Raw genomic sequence first — 26,185 nt, 5'->3', positions numbered from 1 at the left:
TATCCGCCGCAATGCTAGCGAAAAATCATGTCTATTGATCAAGCAACTGTAAAGAAGATTGCCTCGCTTTCCCGTATTGCCATTAATGATGGTGAGGCGGATGCGATGGTGGGTGAATTAAATGGTATCCTGAAATGGGTCGATCAATTGGGGGAAGTGGATGTTAACGGTGTTGAACCGATGACCGCCGTTATCCCAAATGAACTTCGCCTTCGCGACGATATTATTGGGGAAGATCCCTTGACGGCCGGTGGGCGCCGCGATGATATTTTGGCCAATGCGCCCGCAGCGGAAGAAGGATTTTTCGGCGTACCAAAGGTAATTGAATAATGAGTGATTTAACACAATTGGGCATTGCAGCCATTCGTGATGGTGTTGCAAATGGTGAGTTTAAGGCTGTTGAAGTGGCGGAGGCGTTTAACGCCAATGTTGCGGCGGCATCTTCTGCGCTGAATGCATTTATTGTCGAAACACCTGAATTGGCGGTGCAGGCCGCACAGGCAGTGGACGCAGATAGGGCCGCTGGCAAGGCGCTTGGCTCTATGGCGGGTGTCCCCATTGGCATGAAGGATTTATTCTGCACCAATGGAACGCAAACCACGGCGGCCAGCCAAATGTTGGAAGGTTTTACACCGACATATGAATCGACCGTTTCTGCTAATTTATGGGCGGCGGGTGCAGGCATGTTGGGCAAGTTAAATCTTGACCAATTTGCCATGGGTTCATCCAATGAAACCAGCTATTTTGGCAATGTGATTTCGCCATGGAAGCTGGATGATGGCAAGGATCGCGCACCGGGCGGTTCGTCGGGTGGTTCTTCGGCAGCGATTTCTGCGCGTTTATGTCCTGCGGCAACAGGAACAGATACGGGCGGTTCAATTCGTCAACCGGCGGCGTTTACTGGAATTACGGGAATAAAGCCAACCTATGGCCGATGCTCTCGTTGGGGTGTTGTTGCCTTTGCTAGCTCGCTTGATCAGGCGGGGCCAATGGCGCATGATGTGCGCGATTGCGCCATTATGCTTGGTGCGATGGCGGGTTATGATCCAAAGGATAGCACATCATTAAATCTTTCCGTTCCAAATTGGGAAGCCGCGTTGAACAGCGATTTGCGGGGTAAAAAAGTGGGTGTTCCCAGGGAATATCGCATGGATGGTACGGACGCCGACATTTTGGAAAGCTGGGATAGGGGAATTGAGTGGCTGAAAGATGCGGGCGCAGAGATTGTTGAAATCTCTCTGCCGCATACAAAATATGCGCTGCCTGCTTATTATATTATCGCACCGGCGGAGGCTTCGTCCAATTTGGCGCGTTATGATGGTGTGCGCTATGGTCTTCGTGATTTGCCCGATGGCGCGGGCCTGCAGGATATGTATGCAGCCACCCGTGCCGCAGGATTTGGGCCAGAGGTAAAACGCCGGATTATGATTGGCACTTATGTGCTTTCTGCTGGTTTTTATGACGCCTATTATACACAGGCGCAAAAGGTTCGTACCTTAATCGCGCGCGATTTTGCCGAGGCTTTTACCCAATGTGATGTCATATTGGCCCCTACCACACCAACCGCTGCTTTCCCGCTTGGTGAAAATAGCGAAGATCCATTGGCGATGTATTTGAACGATGTGTTCGCAGTTCCTGCATCTTTGGCAGGGCTTCCTGCCATGTCTGTGCCATGCGGATTGAACAAGGATGGGTTGCCGCTTGGTTTGCAAATTATTGGTAATCAATTGGATGAACAGGGCGTGTTAAATGCCGGCCTTGCAATTGAAGAGCGCGCTGGATTTGTGGCGCAACCAAAGAAGTGGTGGTGAGTATGACAGAATCAACATATCGCGTTCATGGCGCAACGGGCGAATGGGAAGTGGTTATCGGGCTAGAGGTTCATGCCCAAATATCCACTCAATCAAAGCTGTTTTCCGGCGCATCCACCGAATTTGGAGCAGAACCAAATACACAGGTTAGCTTAATCGACGCGGCAATGCCCGGAATGCTTCCTGTGCCAAATCGTGAATGTATGCGCCAAGCGGTTCGCACGGGCATGGCATTGGGCGCTGAAATTAACAAATATTCGCGTTTTGATCGGAAAAATTATTTTTATGCCGATTTGCCGCAGGGATATCAAATCTCTCAACTTTATCATCCCATTGTGGGGGAAGGTGAGATTGAGGTTACTTTGGATGAAAAAGACCCCAATAGCCCAACCAAAAAAATTGGCGTGGAGCGTATCCATGTGGAGCAAGATGCCGGCAAGTTAATGCATGATCAGCATCCCACGATGAGCTATGTTGATTTAAACCGTTGCGGTGTGGCGTTGATGGAAATTGTGTCAAAGCCGGATATGCGGTCACCGGCTGAGGCTGGGGCTTATGTCAAAAAATTGCGCTCTATTCTTCGCTATGTCGGCAGTTGTGACGGCAATATGGAACAAGGATCTATGCGGGCCGACGTCAATGTATCTGTGCGTAAACCGGGCGAGGAGTTTGGCACACGGACCGAGACAAAAAATGTGAATTCCATCCGTTTTTTGATGCAGGTTGTGGAGATTGAAGCACGCCGTCAGGTTGATTTGATTGAGGATGGCGGCGAAGTGGTTCAAGAAACCCGCCTGTTTGACCCCAATAAAATGGAAACACGGTCGATGCGGTCAAAGGAAGATGCGCATGATTATCGTTATTTTCCCGATCCTGATTTGCTACCCGTTATTTTGGACGATGCATTTTTGGATGAATGCCGCGCATCATTGCCAGAGCTTCCCGATGCAAAGCGGGCTCGTTATGAAAATGAGCTCGGCCTTAGCGCATATAATGCCGCCGTCTTAACCGCAGAGGCGGAAACCGCAGCATGGTTTGAAGATATGATGGCGGCGGGCGCAGATGCAAAGGCCGCGTCCAATTGGTTAATGTCGGAATTATTCGGTGCGCTGAATAAAATGGGCAAAGGATTGGACGAAAGTCCTGTTTCCGCGGCACAGGCTGCTGAATTACTCGGCCTTATTAAAGATGGCACGATTTCGGGTAAAATCGCCAAGGATGTTTTTGAAATCATGCTTGAAACCGGCGATGGCGCAACAAAAATTGTGGAAGATCGCGGGTTAAAACAGGAATCTGACACTGGCGCGATTGAGGCGGAAATTGTCAAAATTGTTGAGGCAAATCAAGATAAGGTCGCCGAATATAAATCGGGCAAAGACCGTTTGCTTGGTTTCTTTGTGGGCCAGACAATGAAGGCAATGCAGGGCAAGGCAAATCCACAGGTTGTGAATGAGCTTTTGAAAAAATATTTAAGCTGATATAATTTATTGGCTTAAATATATTTTTTGATGAATGGCTTGACGCTTTCTTTGTCTGCTATAAACTATTTATATCATTAGCTATATAGTTGAAGTTTATTGCCAAAGATTATAAATCTGCTTAAAATATCTGCATTTGTGACGGCTTTATCGCTATCGCCTGCGTCAATATCTGCAAAGGTTGTGGCGCGGCAGGATATAGAAATAATAAATGCCGATAATCCCAATATTACTTTCTTAATCCGCGATGTGATTGTTAGTAAGTCCAGCTCCAGCAATATTGAAATTGTTAATGGTGATTGGACCGAATTGGCCACTAATAATGCAGCGGCCAGCATCAATAGCTTGGCACAGGTAAATGACTGGCAATATGATATAAAATCCATTGGCTATACACAGCCTAATTTATTTGTGGATAGCGCAAAATGGCATTTATTTGATGCCGTAAAAGCAACGATAAATGTGACCAGCATGTCAAAGGACCGCTTGCCCACCGGACGCGATCCGGAAAATTGGCGCAACTTCCTTAATATTTGGACGGTCGGTGAAGGATTTTTAAATAAAACATCTCAAGTGCCTGATAATAAGCAGCCCGATTATATCGTCATTTTCAGTATTCAAGATAGCTATGGCAGTCGAAGTAAATTGGTGAATCATGCGCTTACTGGCGGGGGTGTTTTTGGCGGCTCTATTTCAACAAGCCTTAACTATGCCGCGTTAATTGAGGCGAGGAGCGGTGATATTATTTGGTATAATGAAGATTCCAATCTTGATGGAGATATTCGCCAGCAAGAAGGAATGTCCGATCGGTTAAAGGATTTGATGCGCGATTTTCCTTTATTTAAAGAAAATATGCACAAATATAAGGTGGCAACACCATGATAAAAAATCGCATATTTAAACGTAAAGTGAGGATAAGAGCGTTAATCTGCGCTGCATTGGTGGTGATGGCAGCGCCGTCATTTGCGCAATCAAATAATCTTGATCAGCTGCAAAGGGAGGAACGCGACCTGCGGCTTAGCGCCGATATAGAGGAGCGCGATATTGCAAATTCGCAATTTATTATCCGAGATAGGGAGCTAAACGATTATATTCGCAATATTTTTTGCGCGATGGTGGGGCAGGATGAGTGCCGCGATGTGCGAATTTATATCATACAAAAGGCGGATTTTAACGCAACAATGGCGCCAAATGGCACGATGACAATATGGTCCGGTTTGTTATTGCGGGTAAAGAATGAGGCACAATTGGCCGCAGTAATCGGGCATGAATATGTGCATTATAAAAACCGGCACAGCATTCAATCACTACAAAATGCGCGGTCAAAAATGGATGCTGCTCTTTTGTTATCAAACAGCCCCCTTGGTATATTCGCAGCATTTGGCATTATGGGTTCGGTATTAAATTATAGCCGCGAAATGGAACGTGACGCCGATTATGGCTCATTATCTTTAATGGCAAATGCAGGATATGATCCAATTGAGGCGTCAAAAATATGGTATTTAATCCGCGAAGAAGTAGAAGCCAAATATGGTAAGTCCATAACGGATAGAATGGAGGATGGCTTTTTCGCAACGCATCCATCCCCAACGGAGCGGATGGTGGAAATGGCCCGGCGCTCACAAATTATGGCGAAAAGCGATAAAATCATTGATGAAGCGCGTTTTGATCAAATTATGGAAAAATGGCGGCCAAAATTTTTTGAAGACCAAATTTTAAATGGCTCAGAAAAAGAAAATCAATATTTTTTAGATAAATTTGGCAATATCGATAATCCCGGCATCGCCGATTATATTTGGGCGGAAAATGTTCGTGTTAAATGGAATGAAAAAGAAATAGAAAAAGCCAAAGATATTTTTGTTAAAATATCACAAAATAATCCGGAAGACGCGCTAAATTGGCGTTCATTGGGTTTATTATATTATCGGCAAGATCATAAAATTGAAGCCGCAGCGGCGTTGGCAAAATATATAATGCTCTCTCCCAATGCGAATGATGCAGATATTATTAAATTATATATAGGGCAGGGCAAATGAAGAGGGATTTATATAAGAAATCTGCTTATTTAATTGGCTTGTCCATCCTATTTGCGCCGAATTTTATAGCAAATTCTTACGCCAAAACCATTAATATGAATAGTGGGCAATATGAATTGGTAGAGGCGAATAAGGAATATCAATTTGAAGAATCTGCCTTAAAGCTTCGGCCGTCAATAAATTGGAATGAAGAGCGTAATTTCTATAATGGTTCAAAAGCAAAATGGACGTTGGATGGCCCAAATTTAAACCAAATTATATTTTGGACTGGTTCGGTAAGCATTGAGGATTCAGTGTCAGTCATAGAGGAAGTTATTCAATTAACCGCCGAAGAAGATGCGTCTGAAGAAGCAGTAGAAGATGAAGCAGTAGAAGATGATGTATCCTTAGAGAATGTGGCGGCCAGCGTTAAAAAAGCATTGGGAAGTGAGCCGGAAGATCCCAAATCGCAGCGCCCTGCAATATTAATAGCTGATATTCCTATATTAACTATGCGTTGGCTCTATGATTCTCAATATCAACGAAATTGGAATATTGAGGAAATGAAATTGGATAAATTGGGCGGTAAACAGGCCGTAAAATTTACTTTTACATCAATTTCTTTGATTGATCAGGTAAAAAGAAGAGGAGAGGCGATTGCCGCTCTTGTGAACGATAAATTTTACATGATATTATATCAGGCGCCAGAAAATTATTATTTTTCAGCAAATTATGCTGACTATAAGGCAATTGTTGCTTCTGTGAAATTTGGAAAAATCAAAAAAAAGAAAGAAGATGAATAGCTATATTGCGATTTGATGACATAATGTCATTATCAGCACTTGCCCTGTGATGATTTTCTGGTTAGAGGCATTCAACCGTTAACCCGGGCGGGTGTGGCGGAATTGGTAGACGCGCTGGTTTTAGGTACCAGTATCTTACGATGTGGGGGTTCGAGTCCCTTCACCCGCACCAAATTGAGGGGGTTATTTGGCCCTCTCAAGGTTTAATACAGATCATATAGGGCGCCATATGGCGACCTTTCAGACAGAGTAAGCAGAAAAATGCAGATCGTAGAATCATTGAATGAAGGCCTTAAGCGCGCTTTTAAAATCACCATTACCGCAAAAGAAATTGATGCGCGTATCGGCGAGGAAGTAAAAAAGGTTGCGCCGCAAATTAAAATGCCGGGTTTCCGTCCAGGAAAAGTTCCTGCAAATTTGGTTCGTAAAATGCATGGTGATGCCCTGCATCAAGACGCATTAAATGCGATGATCCAATCATCTGTTGATGATGCGATTAACAAAAATTCTTTGCGCCCTGCGACTCAGCCGCATGTTCATTTGGATCATGATTATAAACAGGGCGATGATGCAAATGTAGATGTGCATTTTGAAATTTTGCCTGCCATTGAATTGCCATCAATTGATGGATTGACACTTACCCGCATGACCGTTGAGCCTAGCGAAGAAGAAGTTAACGCATCTGTTGCGCGTTTGGCCGAAGGTCAAAAAAGCTTCGAAGCTGCGGCAAAAACTTATAAAGCAGCATCGGGTGATCAAGTTGTTATCGATTTTGAAGGCAAGGTTGATGATGTTGCCTTTGAAGGTGGCAAGGGTGAAGCGATGCCAGTTGAAATCGGTTCAGGCCAACTTATCCCCGGATTTGAAGACCAATTGATCGGTTTGAAAGCTGGTCAAGAAAGTCAAGTAAAGGTTAAATTCCCAGCCGATTATGGCGCAAAGGATTTGGCCGATAAGGACGCTGTTTTCGATATTAAAGTTGTCGAAGTTCGTAAACCAGTCGAAACCAAAATTGACGATGAAATGGCGAAGAAATTCGGGCTTGAAAGCTTAGAGCAGCTTCAAGGTTTGATGAAAGGTCAATTGGAGCAAGAGCTTAACGGTTTGACCCGCACCTATATGAAACGTCAATTGCTTGATAGTTTGGCTGCGTCGCATGATTTTGAAGTGCCGCCATCAATGGTTGAGGCAGAATTTAATCAAATCTGGCAGCAATTGGAACAAGAAGCTGCACGCGAAGAAGATGTCGAAGCGGCCAAAAAAGAAATGGAAGATGAGCGCGAAGATTATCGTTCAATCGCTGAGCGCCGTGTTCGTTTGGGATTATTGCTTTCTGAAATCGGCCAGGCAAATGGCGTAGAGGTAAGTCAGCAAGAAATGAACATGTTGGTTCAGCAAGCTGCGCAACAATATCGTGAAGAAGATCGCCGCCGCTTTGTTGAATATTTGCAGCAAAATCCGATGGCTGCTGCGCAATTACGTGCACCTTTATTTGAAGATAAGGTTGTTGATTTCTTGTTCGATAAAGCTGAAGTAACCGATAAAGTTGTTACTAAAGAAGAATTAGAAGCAGCAATTGAGGCTGATCCAGAAACGGCTGCTCCTAAAAAAGCTGCTGCGAAAAAGAAAGCACCTGCAAAAAAAGCAGAAGATAAAAAGCCAGCCGCAAAAAAAGCTGCTCCTAAGAAAGAAGCAGCTGAAAAAGAGCCGGCAAAGAAAAAAGCTGCCCCTAAAAAAGATAAAAAATAATCTAATTTAGGTAAAAATTAATCAAATTTGGGGCAGGGGATGTAAATCTTCTGCCCTTTATTATTGCGCATATCATTAAAGCACTTGAAACTTTATCTTGTCGGCGCAATGTAGTGGATAGAATATTCAAATAATAAATTAAGGCGATAAAATGAGCATAATTGAAAATAATGCAGAATTGATAACAAAGGCGATTGCAGTTGGGATGCCCTCTAATCGGGGGAAAGATTTTTTCGATATCTTTTCTGCGCTTTTACAGGAACGCATTATTTTTGTGACTGGCGGTGTTGAGGACCGAATGGCTGCAGAAATTACGGCGCAGCTTTTATATTTGGAATCCGACAATCCGAAAAAAGATATTTGGATGTATATTAACTCACCGGGTGGTGTAGTAACGGCTGGCATGGCGATACATGATACCATGCAATATATCCGCCCCCGTGTTGGCACCGTGTGCATCGGTCAGGCGGCATCAATGGGTAGTTTTCTTTTGGCGTCTGGTGAGCCAGGCATGCGCTATGCGCTAACCAATGCGCGGATCATGGTTCATCAACCATCGGGCGGGGCACAGGGCATGGCCTCTGATATTGAAATTCAGGCAAAGGAAATATTGCGTATCCGTAGCAGAATGAATGATTTATATGCCAAATATACCGGCAAGCCATTAAAGGATATTGAAAAGGCGATGGATCGCGACACATTTTTGGAAGCCGATGAAGCCAAAGCATTTGGTCTTGTTGACGAAGTATTTGATAAACGTCCGGTTACAGGCGATAGTGCGGATAAGGCATAATATATAGTTTACGCGCCAGATATATTCTTGGTAAATATAGTTGTATATTTGGTGCGATATTGTCAAAAGTAAAAGCAGTGATACAGTCGGTTTATATTCTTTACGTAAGATATAGGCCAAATAGGAAAATAATATGACGAAAATTAGTGGCTCTGAAGGAAAAAGCACCCTTTATTGTTCATTTTGCGGTAAATCGCAGCATGAAGTGCGTAAGTTAATTGCAGGGCCGACTGTTTTTATTTGCGATGAATGTGTTGAATTATGCAATGATATTATTCGCGAAGAGATTAAGGGCGGATTGTCCACCAGAAAAGAGGGCGAAGTGCCTTCTCCTCAAGAAATTTGTGATATCTTAAATGATTATGTCATTGGCCAAGCACGGGCCAAGCGTGTATTATCGGTCGCGGTGCATAATCATTATAAACGGTTAAACCATAGTGTTAAAAACCCGGAAGTGGAGTTAGCAAAGTCTAATATCCTGCTTTTAGGGCCAACGGGCTGTGGTAAAACATTATTGGCGCAAACATTGGCCAAAACATTTGATGTGCCATTTACGATGGCGGACGCAACCACCTTGACTGAGGCTGGATATGTTGGTGAAGATGTTGAAAATATTATCTTAAAGCTGCTTCAGGCATCTGATTATAATGTTGAAAAGGCGCAGCGCGGTATTGTTTATATCGATGAAATCGATAAAATTAGCCGTAAAGCAGAAAATCCCTCCATCACCCGCGATGTGTCGGGTGAGGGGGTTCAGCAAGCCTTGTTGAAATTGATGGAAGGCACGACCGCATCGGTCCCACCACAGGGCGGGCGTAAACATCCACAGCAAGAGTTTTTGCAAGTTGATACCACGAATATCCTGTTCATCTGTGGCGGCGCATTTGCCGGTTTGGATAAGATTATCAGCAATAGATTAGAAGGTAAATCCATTGGATTCGGCGCAAATGTTGCCGATCCAGATGATCGCAGAACTGGTGAAATATTAAAGCAATTAGAGCCAGAAGATTTGTTGAAATTCGGCCTTATCCCTGAATTTGTTGGGCGTTTGCCAGTTTTGGCCACATTGGAAGATTTGGACATTGACGCTTTGGTCAAAATTTTATCAGAGCCCAAAAATGCGCTGTGTAAACAATATGCAAAATTGTTCGACATGGAGGATGTGGTCCTTACCTTTACCGATGATGCACTGCGTGCAATTTCGCAAAAGGCAATTGAGCGTAAAACTGGCGCCAGAGGACTTCGTTCGATTGTGGAGGCAATTTTATTAGATACGATGTTCGATTTGCCCACAATGGAGGGGGTGACCGAGATTGTGTTGGATAAGGATGTTGTCGAAGGTCGCAAAGAGCCTGTTCAGGTTTTTGCGAAGGCGGAAAAATCCAAAAAAGAAGATGCTGCATAGGCATCTCGTCAAGCATTAAACATATAATTGATTCGCAAATAAAAGGCACAAATATTGTGCCTTTTATGTTACAGTCGATGAATAAAGCTTCATCAGAAGACGCTATTTGGCGTTTTGCACAATATTATAGGTTTTCTGCCCTTTTCCTTTAATTAAATCGCCGTTATTGGCCCTGAATATCTGTTCATCTTCTTTGTTTGTCATCAGACTGCAATATTGGATGGACATGGGAGTTGCGTGAGAGAGAATCACTCAATCGGGCATGAATTTCACCATGCCCAAATATATAGGGGTAGTCTTATGTCGAAGTTTAAATTTATGATGGCGAGCAGCGGTTTTGCTGTTGCAATGTGCGGTTTATCAACTGCTGCATTTGCACAATCAACTGGCTCGCTTGATTTCGAAGAAGAAATTGTTGTTACCGGCACAACCACAACCGATGTTGCTGGTGTTGAAATTCCAGATACCAGCAAAGCAAAGCAGGTTTTGAACCAAGAATTTCTATCAAAGCAAAATCCTGGCCAAACAGTTTTGGATAGCATCAACGCCATTCCTGGCGTTAGCTTTCAAAATAATGATGGTTTCGGTTCAGCTGGCGGCACATTGTCAATTCGCGGTTTCGGCGGCGATCGTATCAGCTTAACCTTTGATGGCGTTCCATTGAACGATTCAGGCAATTATGCCATTTATTCAAACCAACAGCTTTCACCTGAACTTATTGAACAAGTGAATGTTAATCTTGGTTCAACCGACGTGGACAGCCCAACGGCTTCTGCGACCGGTGGTACTGTTAATTACCGCACCAGAAAGCCTTATGAAGATTTCAGCGTCCGTATGGCTGGTTCAGCAGGTGATTTTGGCTTTATGCGTATTTTCGCATCGGTTGATACTGGCAATTTAACATCTTCTGGCACACGCGCATTTTTTGCTGCGGAAAAAGTTGACCATAGAAATGTTTATGGCGTTGGTAAAATTGACAAAACACAGGTTAACGCACGTGTTTATCAACCAATTGGCGACAATGGCGATTTTGTGTCGGTTTCTGGAAATTACAACGAAAACCGCAACAATTTCTTTGGTTCGGTTTCATTGGCATCATTCCCAACAACCAAGGACGCCCGTTTTGCCAATATTACCCGTTGCCAAGTAGCAGCGGCCCGTCCCGGTATTCGTGACGTTTCAAACCGTTGCGGCAGCGCATTTGATTATCGCGTAAACCCATCAAATACCGGTAATATCCGCGGTGCATCACGCTTTACACTTTCTGACGGCTTGGTTCTTTCAATCGACCCTAGCTATCAATATGTAAAAGCAAATGGCGGCGGCACCACACGTGGTAATGAAGGTTCACGTAACGGCTTTTATGGTTATATTGGTGGCCAACCCTATGCCGGTGTTGATTTAAACGGCGACGGCGATTTGCTTGACCAGGTTGAAATTTTGCAACCAAGCCAAACCCAAACCCATCGCTATGGTGTGATTTCATCATTGCGTTATGATATTAACGATCAACATACCGTTCGTATCAACTATACCTATGACAATGCACGTCACCGCCAAACCGGCCAAATTGGCCTGTTGAACACTGACGGTTTTGCAATTGATCCATTCCCAGTAAATGACCCAATTTTGGATGTTACTGGAACGCCGCTTACAAAACGTGACCGTTTGTCATATGCGATTTTGCATCAGGTTTCTGGTGAATATCGCGGCGAATTATTGGATGATCGTTTGATGGTGAATATTGGTGTTCGCGCGCCATTTTTTACACGTGAATTAAACCAATATTGCTTTACCACTTCTGCAAGTGGCTTTGTCGATTGCTTTGGTAAGGATGATTCACAAAATGCGGCATATGCAGCGGCAAACCCAACCTATGCCCCACCACAATCACGGACATATAAATATGACAAGATTCTTCCAAATCTTGGCTTCCGTTTCCGCTTAACCGATGATTTAAGCACCTATGGCAGCTATGCCAAAGGTTTGTCAGTACCTGGTACTGATCCGCTTTATGACTCATTATTCTTTGCGGATTCACCATCGGTACGTCCTGTTCCTGAAACTACAGACAGCTTTGACCTTGGTCTTCGCTATACTTCTGGCCGCGTTCAGGCACAGGTTGCAGCATGGTTCAGCAAATTTGAAAACCGTTTGGCCCGTTCATATGACCCAGTATTGGATCAAACCATTTACCGTAACCTCGGTACAGTAGATAAATATGGCTTGGACGGCAGCATCGCATTTGCTGTAAATGACAATTTACGTCTTTATGTCTTTGGTTCATTAAGTGAATCTGAAATTAAAGAAAATGTCCAAACCGGTGTTGTTGCTGGTTCTCCTGTATTTGCCGCGACTGCGGGTAAACAGGAATCTGGTTCACCAACAAACAGCTATGGCGGTGCATTTGATATAAATGCAGGTCCTGTATCATTTGGTGCATTGGCAAAATATACCGGCAAGCGTTTTGTAAACGATATCAATACCCGCGAAGTCGATGGTTATTGGTTGGTGAATTTGAACGCTCGTGTTGGCCTGGAATGGGTTGGCTTGAACGACAAAACATATTTGCAATTCAACATGTATAATGCGTTTGATGAACTGTTCGTTGGCGGCTTTGGCGGCGATTTGACCAGCACATCACCATTTGTACAGGTTGGTGCACCACGGACATTTACAGCATCTGTAAACTTCCAATTCTAACTTATTTAGATATTAAGTAAATGAAGAGGGCGGGGCATATTGCGCCGCCCTTTTTTATGGCCAAAATTATAATAATCAGCTTTTAAGCGATATGAATAATGGCGGCAGATTTATTTAGCTTCGCTCGCCAATCGGTCATTTAATCTTTTGCTTGCTGCTTGTGTATATTCATGACAGTTCATCGCGCCAATGAAAGAGCCGCTTGCTGCACGTTTCACCATGTTGCTTGATGACGGGTGCGGGGTTAATAAAATATCGCACTGCATTTTTGCCAATCTTTCCATGCCTGAACGATAATTGGCCAAATATACCGGATGGTCGGAAAATTTATAATCATCCCGTCCTATGGGAGATAAGCTGTCGGCATATATTATATTTTTGCAAATTTTATTCTCACAATCTTGCCATGACCAGCTTAATGCGCCGGGAGTATGACCAGGCGTAGAGATTGGGCTTATGCCAATATTGCCCAATATTATGGCTTCTTCTAAATTTACTATTTTATCGACATTAACTGGACGCATTGGTTTATGCAGGCCATGTTGCGGATCATCTGCGCTGGATTGTCCTGTCATCATGACAGGTGCGGCCTCTTTGCTGGCGTAAATTTGGGCATTTGTAAAAGCCTTGATCTTTGCTAATCCACCAATATGGTCAAAATGCTCATGACTGCTTAATATGATTTTGACATCTTTTAATTTAAAACCAAGCGATATAATATTGGCCATGACAATATCGGCACCGACCTCTGTGCCGCTGTCTATTAAAATTAAGCCATTGCCGCTATCGATTAAAATCGCGCTAATCCCGCATGTGCCAACATACCAGCTATTGCCATATATATGAAAGGCTGGGGCTGGCTTATCCCACTCATCCCTATCTTTACATGTCGCGGCCCATTTTTGCGGGGACTGTGTATTTTTAATGCGGGGCGCGTCATTATTATTGACGCCGCAACCTGTTAAACAAAGCGCCGCCGAAATAAATATATATGTAAAAGAGCGGAGCATATTATTCCTTATAGAAATTGGGGTTATTTATAAATGCAGCTATCCAGCCCATCACGTTTGACAATGGAAATGCGCGACGAAATGCTGTTTCCGTAGCGGCGGGTAAAGCCAGATGCGCCGTTAACGGCCCGTTTTTTTGGTGCGGGCAGGGCGGCAGCTATCCTTGCTGCCTCTGACTTGCTAAGATTATCGGCAGATTTATTGAAATAACGCTGCGCCCCTGCTTCGGCGCCATAGGTGCCAATGCCGGTTTCGGCGACATTTAAATATACCTCGATGATACGCGATTTGGGCCAGATAAATTCAATCAGCATGGTGAACCATGCTTCCAACCCCTTGCGGACATAACCGCCATTTTGCCATAAAAAGACATTTTTTGCTGTTTGCTGGCTAATGGTCGAGCCACCACGCAATTTTTTTCCTTTACGATTATTTTCAATTGCTTTTTCAATGGCCTCTGTATCAAATCCATTATGGGAGCAAAATTTGCTATCCTCTGCGGCGATAACGGCGCGGACCAAATTGGGTGATATTTCATCTAAAGAACGCCAGCTTTTGGTAACGCCATTTTCATCCATTAACATTGTCGCTGTAATTGGCACGGGAATAATCGCAAAAAAACCAACCAATAAAATGGATAATGCCACAAAATAAAAACCGCCCTTGAAAATGAAGATAATCAGTCGGCGAAAAAGGGACGGTCCTTTTGGAACGTCCCCTTCATGATATTCGGCCATTATTTCAGCATCCTAAATATATGTCCTGTAAAATTTAGGCGCTGGCCAATAATCGTTTGTCACCGGCAAGGCGCATCATCGCTTTTTGTAATTTTTCAAAAGCACGCACCTCAATCTGGCGAATACGTTCGCGGCTTACCTTGTAAACCAAGCTCAATTCCTCAAGCGTTTGGGGCTGTTCAACCAATCGGCGTTGCATTAAAATATCGCGTTCACGATCGTTTAAGCTCGACATCGCCTCGGCAAGCAATTCATGGCGGACATCGGCTTCTTGAGCATCAGCAAGAATTTCGTCCTGCAATGGCTCATCATCAACCAACCAATCTTGCCATTGGCCGCTTTCGCCCTCAGTTCCAGCCATGGTGACATTTAATGATGTGTCACCACCGCGCGACATACGGCGGTTCATGGAGATAACTTCTTCTTCGGTAACGCCCAAATCAGTCGAAATTTTGGCAACATCTTCGGGGGATAAATCACCATCTTCAAATGCCTGAAGATTATTTTTCATTCGGCGAAGGTTAAAGAAAAGTTTTTTCTGCGCTGCGGTGGTGCCGATTTTCACCAGACTCCAGCTGCGCAAGATAAATTCTTGCATGGATGCACGGATCCACCACATGGCATAGGTTGCCAAACGGAATCCTTTTTCAGGGTCAAATTTTTTCACGCCCTGCATCAGACCAATATTTCCTTCTGAAATAAGCTCTGATACCGGAAGACCATAACCGCGATACCCCATGGCGATTTTCGCGACCAAACGTAGATGCGATGTCACCAATTGCGCCGCAGCATTGCTGTCTTGATGTTCTTGATATCTTTTGGCCAGCATATATTCTTCTTCGGGTTTCAACATGGGAAACCGCTTAATTTCGGCCATATATTGATTGAGGCTATTGTCCCCCCCAAGGGCAGGGATTGTTGCCGGAACATTATTCGTCTCTGACATATTTCTCTCTCTTTCTGTTTTTCCGCTCCTCGGCCTCATCAAGCACCCAAGAGTCGGATTTATAAACCAATCATATCTGAAGTATTATTAACAATTCCTGCATATCTTCAGGAAGGTTACTTTCATACTGCAAATATTTTTCGGTAATAGGATGTTTAAACCCCAAAATCGTCGCGTGCAATGCCTGTCTTCCTGATTTCGACCATTTTGGTAGGATTTTATGATGTTTTTGTCGATTTCCATAAGTGGAATCTCCGATTAAACCATGTCCCAAATGTGACATATGGACGCGAACTTGGTGTGTTCGGCCCGTTTCCAAAGTGCAGCGAACCAATGCCGCCTTATCAAGATATTGGTCCACATGATAATGGGTAATGGCATGTTTTCCATGATTTTGCGCAGCAACAGCCATTTTCTTGCGATCATGGGGGGATCGCCCAATTTGAGTGGCAATTTTGCCGCTTGATGGGTGCGGATGTCCTGCAACTATTGCCAAATATTGGCGGTTTATGTCATGGGCGGCAAATAATTTGGATAGCCCCTGATGGGCAATATCGGTTTTGGCAGCAACCATTAAACCAGATGTATAACGGTCTATACGGTGGACAATCCCTGGGCGCTCCACCCCGCCAATGCCCGATAATTGACCTGCACAATGATGCAATAAAGCATTAACCAATGTGCCATCATGATGACCAGCGGCGGGATGCACCACCATGCCGGCTGCTTTATCTATGATAATTAAATGCTCATCTTCATAAACAACATTTAACGGGATATTTTGGGCAATGGCGACGGCGCTAACTGGAGCGGGGATGGCAATTTGCACCTTTAATCCTTCATATTTGTTGGATGATGCAGATGTAATAATCTTACCATCGATGGAAATATGATGATCCTTTAACAATGATTTGATGCGCTCGCGCGACAAATTGGGCAGGGCATTTGACAAAGCCTTATCCAGCCGCCCCTTGCCCAAGGTGATGCAGATAATATCATCATTTTTATTATTGGTTTGTGCATCGGTCATGGTTTATGATGTGCGTAATGGCCCAAATAATTACAAGCAATATTTATTATAATTTGCTGCATCATGCAGCCATGCATCATGATGAGGAAATTTGCGGTTTTATTTTTTATGATAATATTAAAAAAGCGCAATTATTTATATTGGCGCAAAATATTGCGGCCAATCGCGCAAGGCATTTTGAAATAGAACATAGGATTTTATTTGAAATATTGCGCCGTGAAAGATTGGATGAGGTGCGTGTTGATGCTATTTTCCATTCGCACCCAAATGGAGATATAAGGCCGTCAAAATATGATATAATGTCGGCCATTCAATATGCATGGCCATGGCTGATTATTGCGGGAAATGAAATGGCCATGTGGCACATGCCACAGGAAATGAGCATCGAAAATATAAATTTGCCCTGCCGTGTGCCAATTATTATTAAATCATCATAGACTTGAAATATTCTGAAAATAGAGGCAATGCAGTGGGATTAGGCGCGGCCAATTTAATTTTGATGATGCGCATTATTTTGATGAAGAAGGTTGAAAAAATATTATGGAAACCAAAGCTGATTTAGCCAGTTTATTATGCTCACGGCTTTGCCATGATTTATTATCGCCCGTCGGCGCAATGAATAATGGGCTTGAATTATTGGCCGATGAGCATGATCCGGCTATGCGTGAACGGTGCATGGAATTATTGGCCGATAGCGCAAGGTCAGCTGCCACAAAATTGAAATTTTTCCGTTTGGCATTTGGCGCGGCGGGTGGTTTTGGGCCAAAGGTTGATCCCAAAGAAGCCAAAGCTGTTTTAGAAGAATTGGTGGGGATGAGCGGGAAAACCCAATTGATTTGGGAGGTTGGGGATCAGCTATATCCCAAGGCCGCGATTAAAATTTTGCTCAACCTTGTATTCATGGCGAATGAGGCATTGGTTCGTGGCGGCCAAATACAGGTTGGTAGCGAGTTAAGCGAAGAAAGCTGTGAAATTGTGGTTGCGGCGTCGGGAACGCATTTGGCATTTTCGGCTGATGTTGAAAAAACCCTATTGGGTAATTTGAGAGAAGAAGAATTGGATTCCCGGACAGCAGCGGCATGGATGGTGCATAAATTATGTGAGGAAAATCACGGTCAAATTTTATTGGAACATCCGGATAAAAATATGCTTGTTATTGGTTCAAATATAAAGGTTTGATAAAAATTTGGCTATTTTGCCAATTGTAAACGGCTTTTTAACCATATTCGTGCAGAAATCAGGGCCTAATAATATTGGGCCTTAATATGGATGAACTTCTTCAAGATTTTATTTCAGAAACCAGAGAGTCGATGGAAGCTCTTGGCGGGATATTGGTGCATTGGGAAAGATGCCCTGATGATAAGGCCGCAATTGATGAGGTGTTTAGATTTGTTCACACGGTAAAGGGTAGTTGTGGTTTCCTTGGCCTTCCAAGATTATTAAACCTTAGCCATGCCGCCGAAGAAGTGATGAGCAAGGCAAGGGACGGCAAAATAAAGCCTGAACCTGAATTAGTCACCGCAATTTTGACTATAGTGGATCATATTGCCATGATTGCCAGCTCGTTTGAGGATGGCACGGCGGTGGCCGATATTGATCAAATGTTAATTTGTCAGTTGGAACAAATCTCCAGTAAAAGTGAACAACATGTTCATGAAGATGATCATGATATGGCGGTGCAGATGGATGCGGTGCCTGCAACATTTAATTTGCCCGATGCCAAAGCTACTGATGATAAAATTGATAAAGAAGAGCAAGGCAAGGCGGTGCCTGTAGTAAATCATAAAGAAGAACAGACACAAATCATCCCATCGGCGACATCCAAAACTGTAAGAGTGTCCTTGCAATTGCTTGACCGTTTAATGAATATTGTGTCCGACATGGTGCTGGCCAGAAATGAGGTTTCACGTCAAATTCGCACGCATAAGGATAATGGTGAGTTAAACTCCAGTTTTCATCGTTTATCCACAACAACATCTGAATTACGCGATATTATCAGCTTAATGCGGATGCAAAGCATTGATCGGCTATTTTCAGTATTTCCGCGCATGATACGCGATGTTTCAACCGAATTGAAACGACCTGTGGATATTGTAATCAAGGGAAGTCAGGTTGAAGTTGACCGCGAAATGGTGGAGGCCTTACGCGACCCATTAACGCATATTTTACGCAATAGTGTGAGCCACGGAATTGAACCCGCGCATGAGCGACAGGCCGCAGGGAAACCAGCAACAGGAACAATAAATTTGGGTGCGCGCCAATCAGGCAACCAAATTATCATTGAAATAAGCGATGATGGCGCGGGTATAAACCTTAAAAAATTGGGAAATAAAGCAGTTTTAGCAAATTTGATAACCAAGGCACATTGGTCTGAGCTGAATGAGGAACAAAAGTTAAATTATATTTTTGAGCCAGGTTTATCCACCGCTGATAAAGTTACATCCATTTCAGGACGCGGGGTTGGCATGGATGTGGTGAAAAATAATATTGAATCGGTTGGCGGTTCGATTGTTTTGGAAAATTTCGTTGGGCAGGGTTTAAAAATTATCATCCAGCTTCCCTTGACGTTAAGTATTATTGCCGCGCTGACCGTTCGTTCAGAGGATCAATTATTCGCGATTGCACGATCTTCTATCGTTGAAATTATCTCCACAAAAAATGCAAATATCACATTGCACAATGTCGGCGGCAATCCAATTGCCGATATTCGAGGGGAAAAAATCGCCTTTGGTCGTCTTTCCGAAATATTATGGAATGATGAAAATAAATCTGTTTTAAGTAAAACCAATAATAATGTTGACCGGATTGAAAATCTGGTCGTGATTGAACCGGCAATTGGCGGTAAATATGCGCTTGCAGTGGACAATGTCTTGGATCATGAAGAATTGGTGGTCAGGCCGGTCGCGCCATTGGTAATGAAATCAGGTATATATGCGGGTTCTTCTTTGCCCGATAGTGGCAAGCCCATCATGCTATTGGATGTAAATGGCATCGCCAATATTTTGGAATGTTCCCAATCAATTAAGAAAAATATTGGTTCGGTACAAACTGAAAATCAAACCGCCGTCAAAAAACCATCTGCTTTATTATTTGAAGACATGCAGGGCAGACGTAGAGCAATAAGATTATCCGATATTGAACGAATGGAAGAGGTAGAAGCAGATACAATAAGCTTCCAAGCGGGCGCGATGCGTTTAACCCAAAATGACAAAATATATTCGGTTCACTGGCTATCTAATGCGCCGAAAACAGGGCAAATAAAGCTGTTGAAAATTAAATATGGCGATAAATATCATTTCTTTGCTGTCGAAGATGTTTTGGATATTTTTACATTGAATCAGGATGTTGATACTGATGTAAATGACCCTTCCATCGAAGGAATGATTGTTTATGAAGGTAAGGCGATTGAGATTATAAATACAAAATATATCTTACAAAATCCAGATCATCAATTTTCAGCTAAAGTTACAAAGACAAAGTCCCAAAGCAAGGGGCTATGTTATATGCCAATTTCCGAAAATGAAGATTGGGGGCAATTGGTGCTCGCGCCATTATTAAAAGCCGCGGGATATGAATTCACATCAGACCAAAATAAAGCTGATAAGGCGGATTATATCATAAAATTTGATCCAGAAAATGTGACAAATGGCAATGATGAAGACGCGAAAATCATCTCATTAAGCAAGGATATTGCCAGCACAGACGGGACGCATAATATCTACCTTTATGATCATGTCGCTTTATTAAAAAAATTAGAAGAAAAGTCAGTTGCTGAAAGGATAAGAGTAGGTCATGGAAAATAATCTTTACCTAATCGCGCAAATTGGCGAATCCTATGTGGCGATTTCCAGTGCGCATGTTGAATCCGTTGTGCATATACAAAATATCACCGCTATTCCGCGTGTCACCCCCCTTGTCGCTGGACTTGTTTCGTTAAGAAGTCAGGTTTTAACCTTAATCGACACCCAATATTTGATTACGGGTGAGGCACAACAGGTGAAAATTGGTGCATTGGCGATTGCTGCCACCATCATGGGGCATCCATATGGTTTATTGGTCGATCATGTCAATGATGTAATTGAAATTACAAAGGACAAAATAATCAATGATTTTACCATTCGCGGCCAATGGGCGGATTATTGTAATGCCATTGCGGAGCTTGATGATAAAATGATATTGATTATTGACCCTTCCGCATTGGTCAGCCAAAGAAATTCTATCGCAGCCTAAGATAAGCTATTAAAAACTTAAAATTATTAGGCGTTTGTTTCATCGCTCTCTTCATCATCCCCCAAATTTAGACCATATTTCGTCATTATTAAAATATTGATGAAGGTAAAAATGATGGTGAGCGCCATCACGCCCCAAATCTTAATCAATAGCCAAGTGTCGAAGCTGAAATAAGCACGAGCAAATTCATTCATTACTGCCATGGCGGCAAAAAATATGCCCCAATTACGCGATAAAATAAGCCACCCTTTATCGCTTATTCCATCAAAGCCAGCCTCTAGCACATATTTAATGAGCGGTTTTTTTATTAACGCGCCGCCAATTAACAATATAGCTAAAAATAAATATATAAATGTCGGCTTTGCCTGAATAAATGTTGGATCACGAAGCCATATTGTTAATGAACCAAAGCCCAATACCAAAATGATGGACAGCCACATAATGGGGCTTAGCTTACCCTTTATCTTTTTTGCGATTATAGCCGCGATGGTTACCGAAATCATAAACGCAATTGTCCCATAAATGGGTCCTTGAACAGGATCAGTTTTACTAGCGCCAAATTTATTGACAAGCATGAAAATGATTAAGGGGCCGTAATCAAGTGCATAGCCAAGCCAAGCGGGATGTTTATTAACCTGCTTGCCATCAACGCTTAGATTTAATGTATCGGGATTTAATTTATCGCCTTTTTCTTGGTCTGTCTTAGTCATTTTCAATATCACTTATTCCCGCAATCGCCTCGGCCAATTCGCGCGCGTTAAAAGGCTTTAAATCATGCATCGTCTCTCCAATGCCAATGGCATGAATGGGCAGACCAAATTGCTTTGCCGCCGCAACCAATATACCGCCGCGCGCCGTGCCATCCAATTTGGTCATGACTAGCCCGGTGACATTGGCGACTTTTCCGAAAATCTCAATTTGGGAAAGCGCATTTTGACCTGTTGTTGCATCCAAAACCAAAATTACATTATGCGGCGCGGCGGGGTTTAACCGGCCTAAAACTTTACGAATTTTGGCAAGCTCATCCATCAGCTCGCTTTTATTTTGAAGCCGGCCTGCTGTATCGACTATTAAAATATCTGTGCCATCTTGTGTGCATTTTTTAACGCCATCATACACAATGCTGGCGGCGTCCCCGCCTTCTTTCCCCGCGATAATGGGAACGCCAATTCTTTCGGCCCAATTTTGCAATTGCCCAATGGCTGCCGCGCGAAATGTATCACCCGCCGCCAACATGACGCCATAATCTTCCTCAATATAATTATGGGCCAATTTCGCAATGGTGGTTGTTTTACCAGATCCATTGACACCGATAACCAATATAACTTGCGGCCTTGGAAATGCATCAATTTCAAGCGGGACAGCCACAGGCGCCAAGATGCTTTCAATTTCATCGGCAATAATATGGCGAACGGCATCGTCGGTCGGGTTTTTCTCAAACCGTGTTTTGGACAATGTTTCGCGTATTTGGGCCGCCGTCGCTGGACCAAGATCGGAAATAATCAATGCTTCTTCAATCTGATCCAAAATCGCATCATCCAATTTAGCCTTGGTGACAAGACCCGTTAGATTCTCGCTTAATTTACCAGATGTTTTTTGTAGGCCACCAAATAGCCGGTTACGCCATGATGATTTGGGTTGTTGGTCAAAATCTTCGGTCATGTAAACTAAATCTGCTCCCCGCATAATTGTCCATTTTCAATATGGGTGATGTGGACATTCACCAATGATCCGGCAAGCATTTTCTTTGCCATTTTAACCATAGCGAAATTTTCCGCATGCCCAATATGCCCGCTGCTTTCCACCAATATACGTTGATTTGAGCCAATTAAACCATGTTGCCAAGCCTCTTTTTGCTTGGCGACCTCATCGCGCAATATTTTGGCGCGTTGTTTAATCAACTGTCCTTCAACCTGCGGCATTTTGGCAGCAGGCGTCCCTTTTTTGGGAGAGTAGGGGAATATATGTCCATGCACAATATGACATTCACGAACCATTTTTACCGAATTTTGGAACATTTCATTATCTTCGGTCGGAAAGCCTGCAATAATATCTGCTCCAATGGTGATTTCGGGACGCTTGCTTTGTAATTTTTCCACAATATCGACTGCTTGAGCAAAATTATGGCGTCTTTTCATGCGTTTCAAAATCATGTCATCGCCAGATTGCAGGGACAAATGCACATGGGGCATCAATCTTGGTTCATTGGTCAAAAGATCAAATAAATGATCGTCAATTTCAATTCCATCAATGGATGAAAGGCGCAGTCTGGGCAAATTGGGGACAAGTTTCAATATACGTTCCACCAAATTGCCTAGGCTTGGCCTGCCGGGCAGGTCCTGACCATAGCTTGTCACATCAACGCCAGTTAAAATAATTTCATTGATATTATTTTGGCATAGGCTTTTAATTCGATCTACCAATATTCCGGCGGGGATAGACCGGCTATTGCCCCTGCCATATGGGATGATGCAAAATGTGCAGCGATGGTCACATCCATTTTGTATTTCAACAAACCCTCTGCTTTTCTCGGCAAATATTGTTGAAAAATGGGGGGCTGTTTCGGTTAATTGCATAATATCATCAACGATGATTTTTGAATTACGGCGGATATCTTCTCCCAAAAAGCGATCAAGGTTTAATTTTTCGGCATTACCAAAAATTTGGTCAACCTCGCGCATTTTGGCAAATTGTTCAGGATCAATTTGTGCCGCGCATCCAGTGACAATAATTTTCTTGTCGGGCGCGTTTTTCTTTGCCTTGCGGATTGCTTGGCGCGTTTGACGCACAGCTTCATTGGTGACAGCGCAGCTATTCACGACAATAATATTGTCATGACCGGCTAGTTTTTCCTCTATAACCGCGCTTTCCGCGATGTTAAGGCGGCAACCCATGGTGATGACTTCGGGGCCAGCCATTAAATTTCTTCCGGATTAAATTCGCCATTAAACACATAGGTCGCTGGACCAGACATGATGATGTCGCCGCCTTCCTGCCATGAAATGACAAGATCGCCGCCCCTTTGCCGAACCGTGGCAGGGGATAAGACAAGGCGCTTTTTTATAGCGATAACGGCGGTGGCGCATGCGCCCGTGCCGCATGCCATTGTTGCCCCCGCGCCGCGTTCCCATACATTTAAATGAATGATATTATCATGGGATATATGAGCGAAATTTGCGTTGACGCCGTTCACGAAAAATGGATCAGTTGCAATTTTCAGGCCGCTAATCTCACATTTTTCCAATAATGATTGATTACCAAAAAAAACAATATGCGGGTTGCCGACATTGACCACCGCCCCGCCATCTATATCATCCCATGCCATAGGAATATTCATATTATCCACGGGATAGGCAAGGGGGATTTCATCCCAGTTAAAATGCGCCTTGCCCATATTAACGGCGCAATTATTTTTCGACCAGCTGCCTGAAATAATCCCGCCATTGGTTTCAATGGTGCAATCCGCGCCCATTAAAGACACAACGCAGCGCGATGCATTTCCGCATGCAGACGCAGCCGTGCCATCTACATTATAGATATCCATCCTTAAATCCGCTTTATCACTGGGTTTTAAGATGATGAGTTGGTCGCATCCAACACCAAATTGACGGTCACAAATTTTTTGGGCAAGTCTTTTATCTATTTCAAAATTATCAATTGCATCATTATTGACGCGTTGATCAATAATGACAAAATCATTGCCCAATCCGTGCATTTTATGAAATAAAATCTTGCTCATGCTCCGCGATTTAAGGGGGCAAGGCGATTAAGTCCAGATAATATGAGAAACAGCCTATTTTTAAGCTGTTTCTCTATCGCTAAATTCATGCTTGCTTCTTTAAGTCGCCAACAGGTGCGGCTTCGCGTTGTTCCTTGGTCGTTTCCAATTTACGCGATGGCGCGACCAATAAATCTTTGGAGCTTAATAAATTGCGCACATCGGTAATGTTCATTGGGCGTCCAAAATGCCAACCTTGACCTTTGCTGCATCCAATTTCGACTAAAGCAGGTATCATATCGCCATCCTCAATACCTTCTGCGGTAATTGGAACGGTTAAGCTTTTGCCAAGCCCGGTAATGGCCGAAACAATCGCCTTGCTTTCCGCATTATCATTCATTGATGTAATGAAACTGCGGTCAATCTTAATCCGGTCAAAGGGCAGGGCGCGTAAATGTGCCAATGAACTAAATCCGGTGCCAAAATCATCCAAAGCAATTTTGATATTTTGGTTTTTCAAGCTGCCGACAATGGATTGTGCCAAAGATAGGTTTTTGAATAGCGAAGTTTCGGTAATTTCTACCTCTAAACGATCGGCGGGAAAGCCTGTTTCAACCAATAATTTCACAATTTTTTGGGCAAGCCAGGGATCGCGAAGTTGAACAGGAGAAATATTGACCGAAATGCTTAAATCTGGATGCCAGTTTTTCGCCTCAATCAATGCCTTTTTAATGACATTAAGGGATAGCTCGTCAATCATGCCGGTTTCTTCGGCAACAGGAATGAATTCATCAGGTGAGATAAGCCCCCTTATAGGCGACACCCAACGTGCAAGCATCTCAAAGCCAACAATTTCACCGGTGGCAAGGTCAATTTGCTGTTCAAAAAACGGAACAAATTCATCATTGGCAATGCCTTCGCGAATATCAGTTTCAAGGCTGTTGCGCGTGCGAAGTTCTATTTCCATTCCGCTTTCGAACCAGCAATACCCATTGCGGCCATTTTTCTTTGCGGCATATAGAGCAATATCGGCACGGCGAATTAACATATCAATTGACGCGCAATCCAAATCAGGACGCGAAATACCAATTGATGCTGTTATATTTTGGGCGTTTCCATCAATCATGATGGGGCGGGCCAATGCCTCAATTAAATCTTCGGCAATACGGTCGATGGTTTCTGGAAATTCAGGTTCAAAAACAATCGACATACCAAATTCATCACCGCCAAGACGCGCAATAACACTGCTGGGGGGCAGGGTTTCGCGCATACGCTCTGCCACTTCGCGCAGCAATTGATCGCCGCTATCATGGCCATAAAGGTCGTTGATTTTCTTAAACCCATCAAGGTCCAGCATCAAAAATGAAATTGTTTTGCCGCGACGCGATGCACGCAGGCTAAGCTCATGAGTTTTTTCTTTAATAACGCGCCGATTATATAAATTGGTCAATGGATCGGTAATCGCCATATGTTGGGCGCGAATTTCAGCCTGTTTATAAACAACAACCTCGTCACGTAATGACATTGTCCGCCGCCATACCAACATGATAAGCGCGATGTTTAATATAAGCGCGGTGACCATGGCTTGGTCCGCGCCTCGGCTGCTGCCAATATATCCGCGAACCATATCGGTCCCAACTGAACCACCCACGCCAACGAATAATATTAGCGCAGCTATCATCAGGCCATTATATAAAAGCTTATTTGCTTCAAATTTCTTGGATTCAGTTTCAGATTTTTGGGGTAACTCGGTCATT

At 43.5% G+C, this 26,185-nt stretch carries 23 protein-coding genes and 1 tRNA gene; 15 read left to right on the top strand and 9 right to left on the bottom strand.

Annotated elements, in window-relative coordinates:
* The first annotated feature begins 27 nt into the window (after positions 1–27).
* From gatC to LPB140_RS08365, 11 genes are all read left to right on the top strand, one after another.
* On the top strand, positions 28–330 hold the full coding sequence (gatC, locus tag LPB140_RS08415) for an Asp-tRNA(Asn)/Glu-tRNA(Gln) amidotransferase subunit GatC (RefSeq protein WP_072559449.1): 303 nt from the start codon (positions 28–30) through the stop codon (positions 328–330).
* Positions 330–1,811 carry an Asp-tRNA(Asn)/Glu-tRNA(Gln) amidotransferase subunit GatA gene (gene gatA, locus LPB140_RS08410; protein WP_072559448.1) on the top strand — a complete coding sequence of 494 codons (1,482 nt, stop codon included), beginning with the start codon at positions 330–332 and terminating at the stop codon, positions 1,809–1,811. Before gatC ends, gatA begins: the two co-directional genes overlap by 1 nt.
* A gap of 2 nt (positions 1,812–1,813) precedes the next feature.
* Complete coding sequence (gene gatB / locus LPB140_RS08405) at positions 1,814–3,289, top strand: Asp-tRNA(Asn)/Glu-tRNA(Gln) amidotransferase subunit GatB (RefSeq protein ID WP_072559447.1); 1,476 nt, start codon at positions 1,814–1,816, stop codon at positions 3,287–3,289.
* 138 nt (positions 3,290–3,427) lie between these two features.
* On the top strand, positions 3,428–4,171 hold the full coding sequence (locus LPB140_RS08400; RefSeq protein WP_156874177.1) for a hypothetical protein: 744 nt from the start codon (positions 3,428–3,430) through the stop codon (positions 4,169–4,171).
* Complete coding sequence (locus LPB140_RS08395; RefSeq protein WP_072559445.1) at positions 4,168–5,325, top strand: M48 family metallopeptidase; 1,158 nt, start codon at positions 4,168–4,170, stop codon at positions 5,323–5,325. The genes LPB140_RS08400 and LPB140_RS08395 overlap by 4 nt, the downstream gene beginning before the upstream one ends.
* Positions 5,322–6,107, top strand: coding sequence for a hypothetical protein (locus tag LPB140_RS08390; protein ID WP_072559444.1), 786 nt, complete (start codon positions 5,322–5,324; stop codon positions 6,105–6,107). Before LPB140_RS08395 ends, LPB140_RS08390 begins: the two co-directional genes overlap by 4 nt.
* 87 nt (positions 6,108–6,194) lie before the next feature.
* Positions 6,195–6,279: transfer RNA gene (locus LPB140_RS08385), tRNA-Leu, on the top strand.
* A gap of 89 nt (positions 6,280–6,368) precedes the next feature.
* Complete coding sequence (tig, locus tag LPB140_RS08380; RefSeq protein ID WP_072559443.1) at positions 6,369–7,856, top strand: trigger factor; 1,488 nt, start codon at positions 6,369–6,371, stop codon at positions 7,854–7,856.
* A gap of 205 nt (positions 7,857–8,061) precedes the next feature.
* Entirely contained in the window at positions 8,062–8,649 is a 588-nt protein-coding gene (locus LPB140_RS08375) for an ATP-dependent Clp protease proteolytic subunit (RefSeq protein ID WP_418346546.1), read from the top strand.
* Between the two features lie 133 nt (positions 8,650–8,782).
* The gene (gene clpX, locus LPB140_RS08370) at positions 8,783–10,054 is read left to right on the top strand and encodes an ATP-dependent Clp protease ATP-binding subunit ClpX (RefSeq protein WP_072559441.1); all 1,272 of its coding nucleotides are present in this window, start codon (positions 8,783–8,785) and stop codon (positions 10,052–10,054) included.
* 300 nt (positions 10,055–10,354) lie between these two features.
* On the top strand, positions 10,355–12,757 hold the full coding sequence (locus LPB140_RS08365; RefSeq protein ID WP_232223382.1) for a TonB-dependent receptor: 2,403 nt from the start codon (positions 10,355–10,357) through the stop codon (positions 12,755–12,757).
* Positions 12,758–12,867: 110 nt separating this feature from the next.
* Here LPB140_RS08365 and bla read toward each other — a convergent pair whose 3' ends face one another.
* From bla to LPB140_RS08345, 4 genes are all read right to left on the bottom strand, one after another.
* Positions 12,868–13,767: a subclass B3 metallo-beta-lactamase gene (gene bla / locus LPB140_RS08360; protein WP_072559440.1), complete on the bottom strand. Its 900-nt coding sequence runs from the start codon at positions 13,765–13,767 to the stop codon at positions 12,868–12,870.
* Between the two features lie 23 nt (positions 13,768–13,790).
* The gene (gene mtgA, locus LPB140_RS08355) at positions 13,791–14,504 is read right to left on the bottom strand and encodes a monofunctional biosynthetic peptidoglycan transglycosylase (protein ID WP_072559439.1); all 714 of its coding nucleotides are present in this window, start codon (positions 14,502–14,504) and stop codon (positions 13,791–13,793) included.
* Between the two features lie 34 nt (positions 14,505–14,538).
* Positions 14,539–15,450, bottom strand: coding sequence for an RNA polymerase sigma factor RpoH (rpoH, locus tag LPB140_RS08350; protein WP_072559438.1), 912 nt, complete (start codon positions 15,448–15,450; stop codon positions 14,539–14,541).
* A 70-nt stretch (positions 15,451–15,520) separates the two neighbouring features.
* Complete coding sequence (locus LPB140_RS08345) at positions 15,521–16,480, bottom strand: RluA family pseudouridine synthase (protein WP_083550216.1); 960 nt, start codon at positions 16,478–16,480, stop codon at positions 15,521–15,523.
* Between the two features lie 53 nt (positions 16,481–16,533).
* On the opposite strand from LPB140_RS08345, the gene LPB140_RS08340 reads away from it, so the two are divergent.
* The 4 genes from LPB140_RS08340 (at position 16,534) to LPB140_RS08325 (ending at position 20,710) form a co-directional block, all read left to right on the top strand.
* Positions 16,534–16,917, top strand: a complete 384-nt coding sequence (locus LPB140_RS08340) for a M67 family metallopeptidase (RefSeq protein WP_198024097.1) — start codon at positions 16,534–16,536, stop codon at positions 16,915–16,917.
* A gap of 103 nt (positions 16,918–17,020) precedes the next feature.
* Positions 17,021–17,659, top strand: coding sequence for a histidine phosphotransferase family protein (locus LPB140_RS08335; RefSeq protein ID WP_072559436.1), 639 nt, complete (start codon positions 17,021–17,023; stop codon positions 17,657–17,659).
* Positions 17,660–17,745: 86 nt separating this feature from the next.
* On the top strand, positions 17,746–20,283 hold the full coding sequence (locus LPB140_RS08330) for a chemotaxis protein CheA (protein ID WP_072559435.1): 2,538 nt from the start codon (positions 17,746–17,748) through the stop codon (positions 20,281–20,283).
* Complete coding sequence (locus LPB140_RS08325) at positions 20,273–20,710, top strand: chemotaxis protein CheW (RefSeq protein WP_072559434.1); 438 nt, start codon at positions 20,273–20,275, stop codon at positions 20,708–20,710. Before LPB140_RS08330 ends, LPB140_RS08325 begins: the two co-directional genes overlap by 11 nt.
* A gap of 26 nt (positions 20,711–20,736) precedes the next feature.
* Here LPB140_RS08325 and LPB140_RS08320 read toward each other — a convergent pair whose 3' ends face one another.
* The 5 genes from LPB140_RS08320 to LPB140_RS08300 form a co-directional block, all read right to left on the bottom strand.
* The gene (locus LPB140_RS08320) at positions 20,737–21,420 is read right to left on the bottom strand and encodes an inner membrane-spanning protein YciB (protein WP_072559433.1); all 684 of its coding nucleotides are present in this window, start codon (positions 21,418–21,420) and stop codon (positions 20,737–20,739) included.
* A complete protein-coding gene (gene ftsY, locus LPB140_RS08315) occupies positions 21,413–22,372 on the bottom strand; it encodes a signal recognition particle-docking protein FtsY (RefSeq protein WP_072559432.1) in 960 nt (319 codons plus the stop codon). Before ftsY ends, LPB140_RS08320 begins: the two co-directional genes overlap by 8 nt.
* 5 nt (positions 22,373–22,377) lie before the next feature.
* Positions 22,378–23,628 carry a tRNA (N(6)-L-threonylcarbamoyladenosine(37)-C(2))-methylthiotransferase MtaB gene (gene mtaB, locus LPB140_RS08310; RefSeq protein WP_072559431.1) on the bottom strand — a complete coding sequence of 417 codons (1,251 nt, stop codon included), beginning with the start codon at positions 23,626–23,628 and terminating at the stop codon, positions 22,378–22,380.
* The gene (dapF, locus tag LPB140_RS08305; RefSeq protein WP_072559430.1) at positions 23,628–24,449 is read right to left on the bottom strand and encodes a diaminopimelate epimerase; all 822 of its coding nucleotides are present in this window, start codon (positions 24,447–24,449) and stop codon (positions 23,628–23,630) included. Before dapF ends, mtaB begins: the two co-directional genes overlap by 1 nt.
* A gap of 85 nt (positions 24,450–24,534) precedes the next feature.
* Positions 24,535–26,184: a putative bifunctional diguanylate cyclase/phosphodiesterase gene (locus LPB140_RS08300; protein ID WP_072559429.1), complete on the bottom strand. Its 1,650-nt coding sequence runs from the start codon at positions 26,182–26,184 to the stop codon at positions 24,535–24,537.
* Position 26,185 lies beyond the last annotated feature (1 nt).

The sequence above is a fragment of the Sphingorhabdus lutea genome, assembly GCF_001889025.1.
Lineage (GTDB): Bacteria > Pseudomonadota > Alphaproteobacteria > Sphingomonadales > Sphingomonadaceae > Sphingorhabdus_B > Sphingorhabdus_B lutea.
The sequence above is the reverse complement of the archived record's forward strand: the minus strand, read 5'-3'. Positions and strand labels throughout refer to the sequence as shown.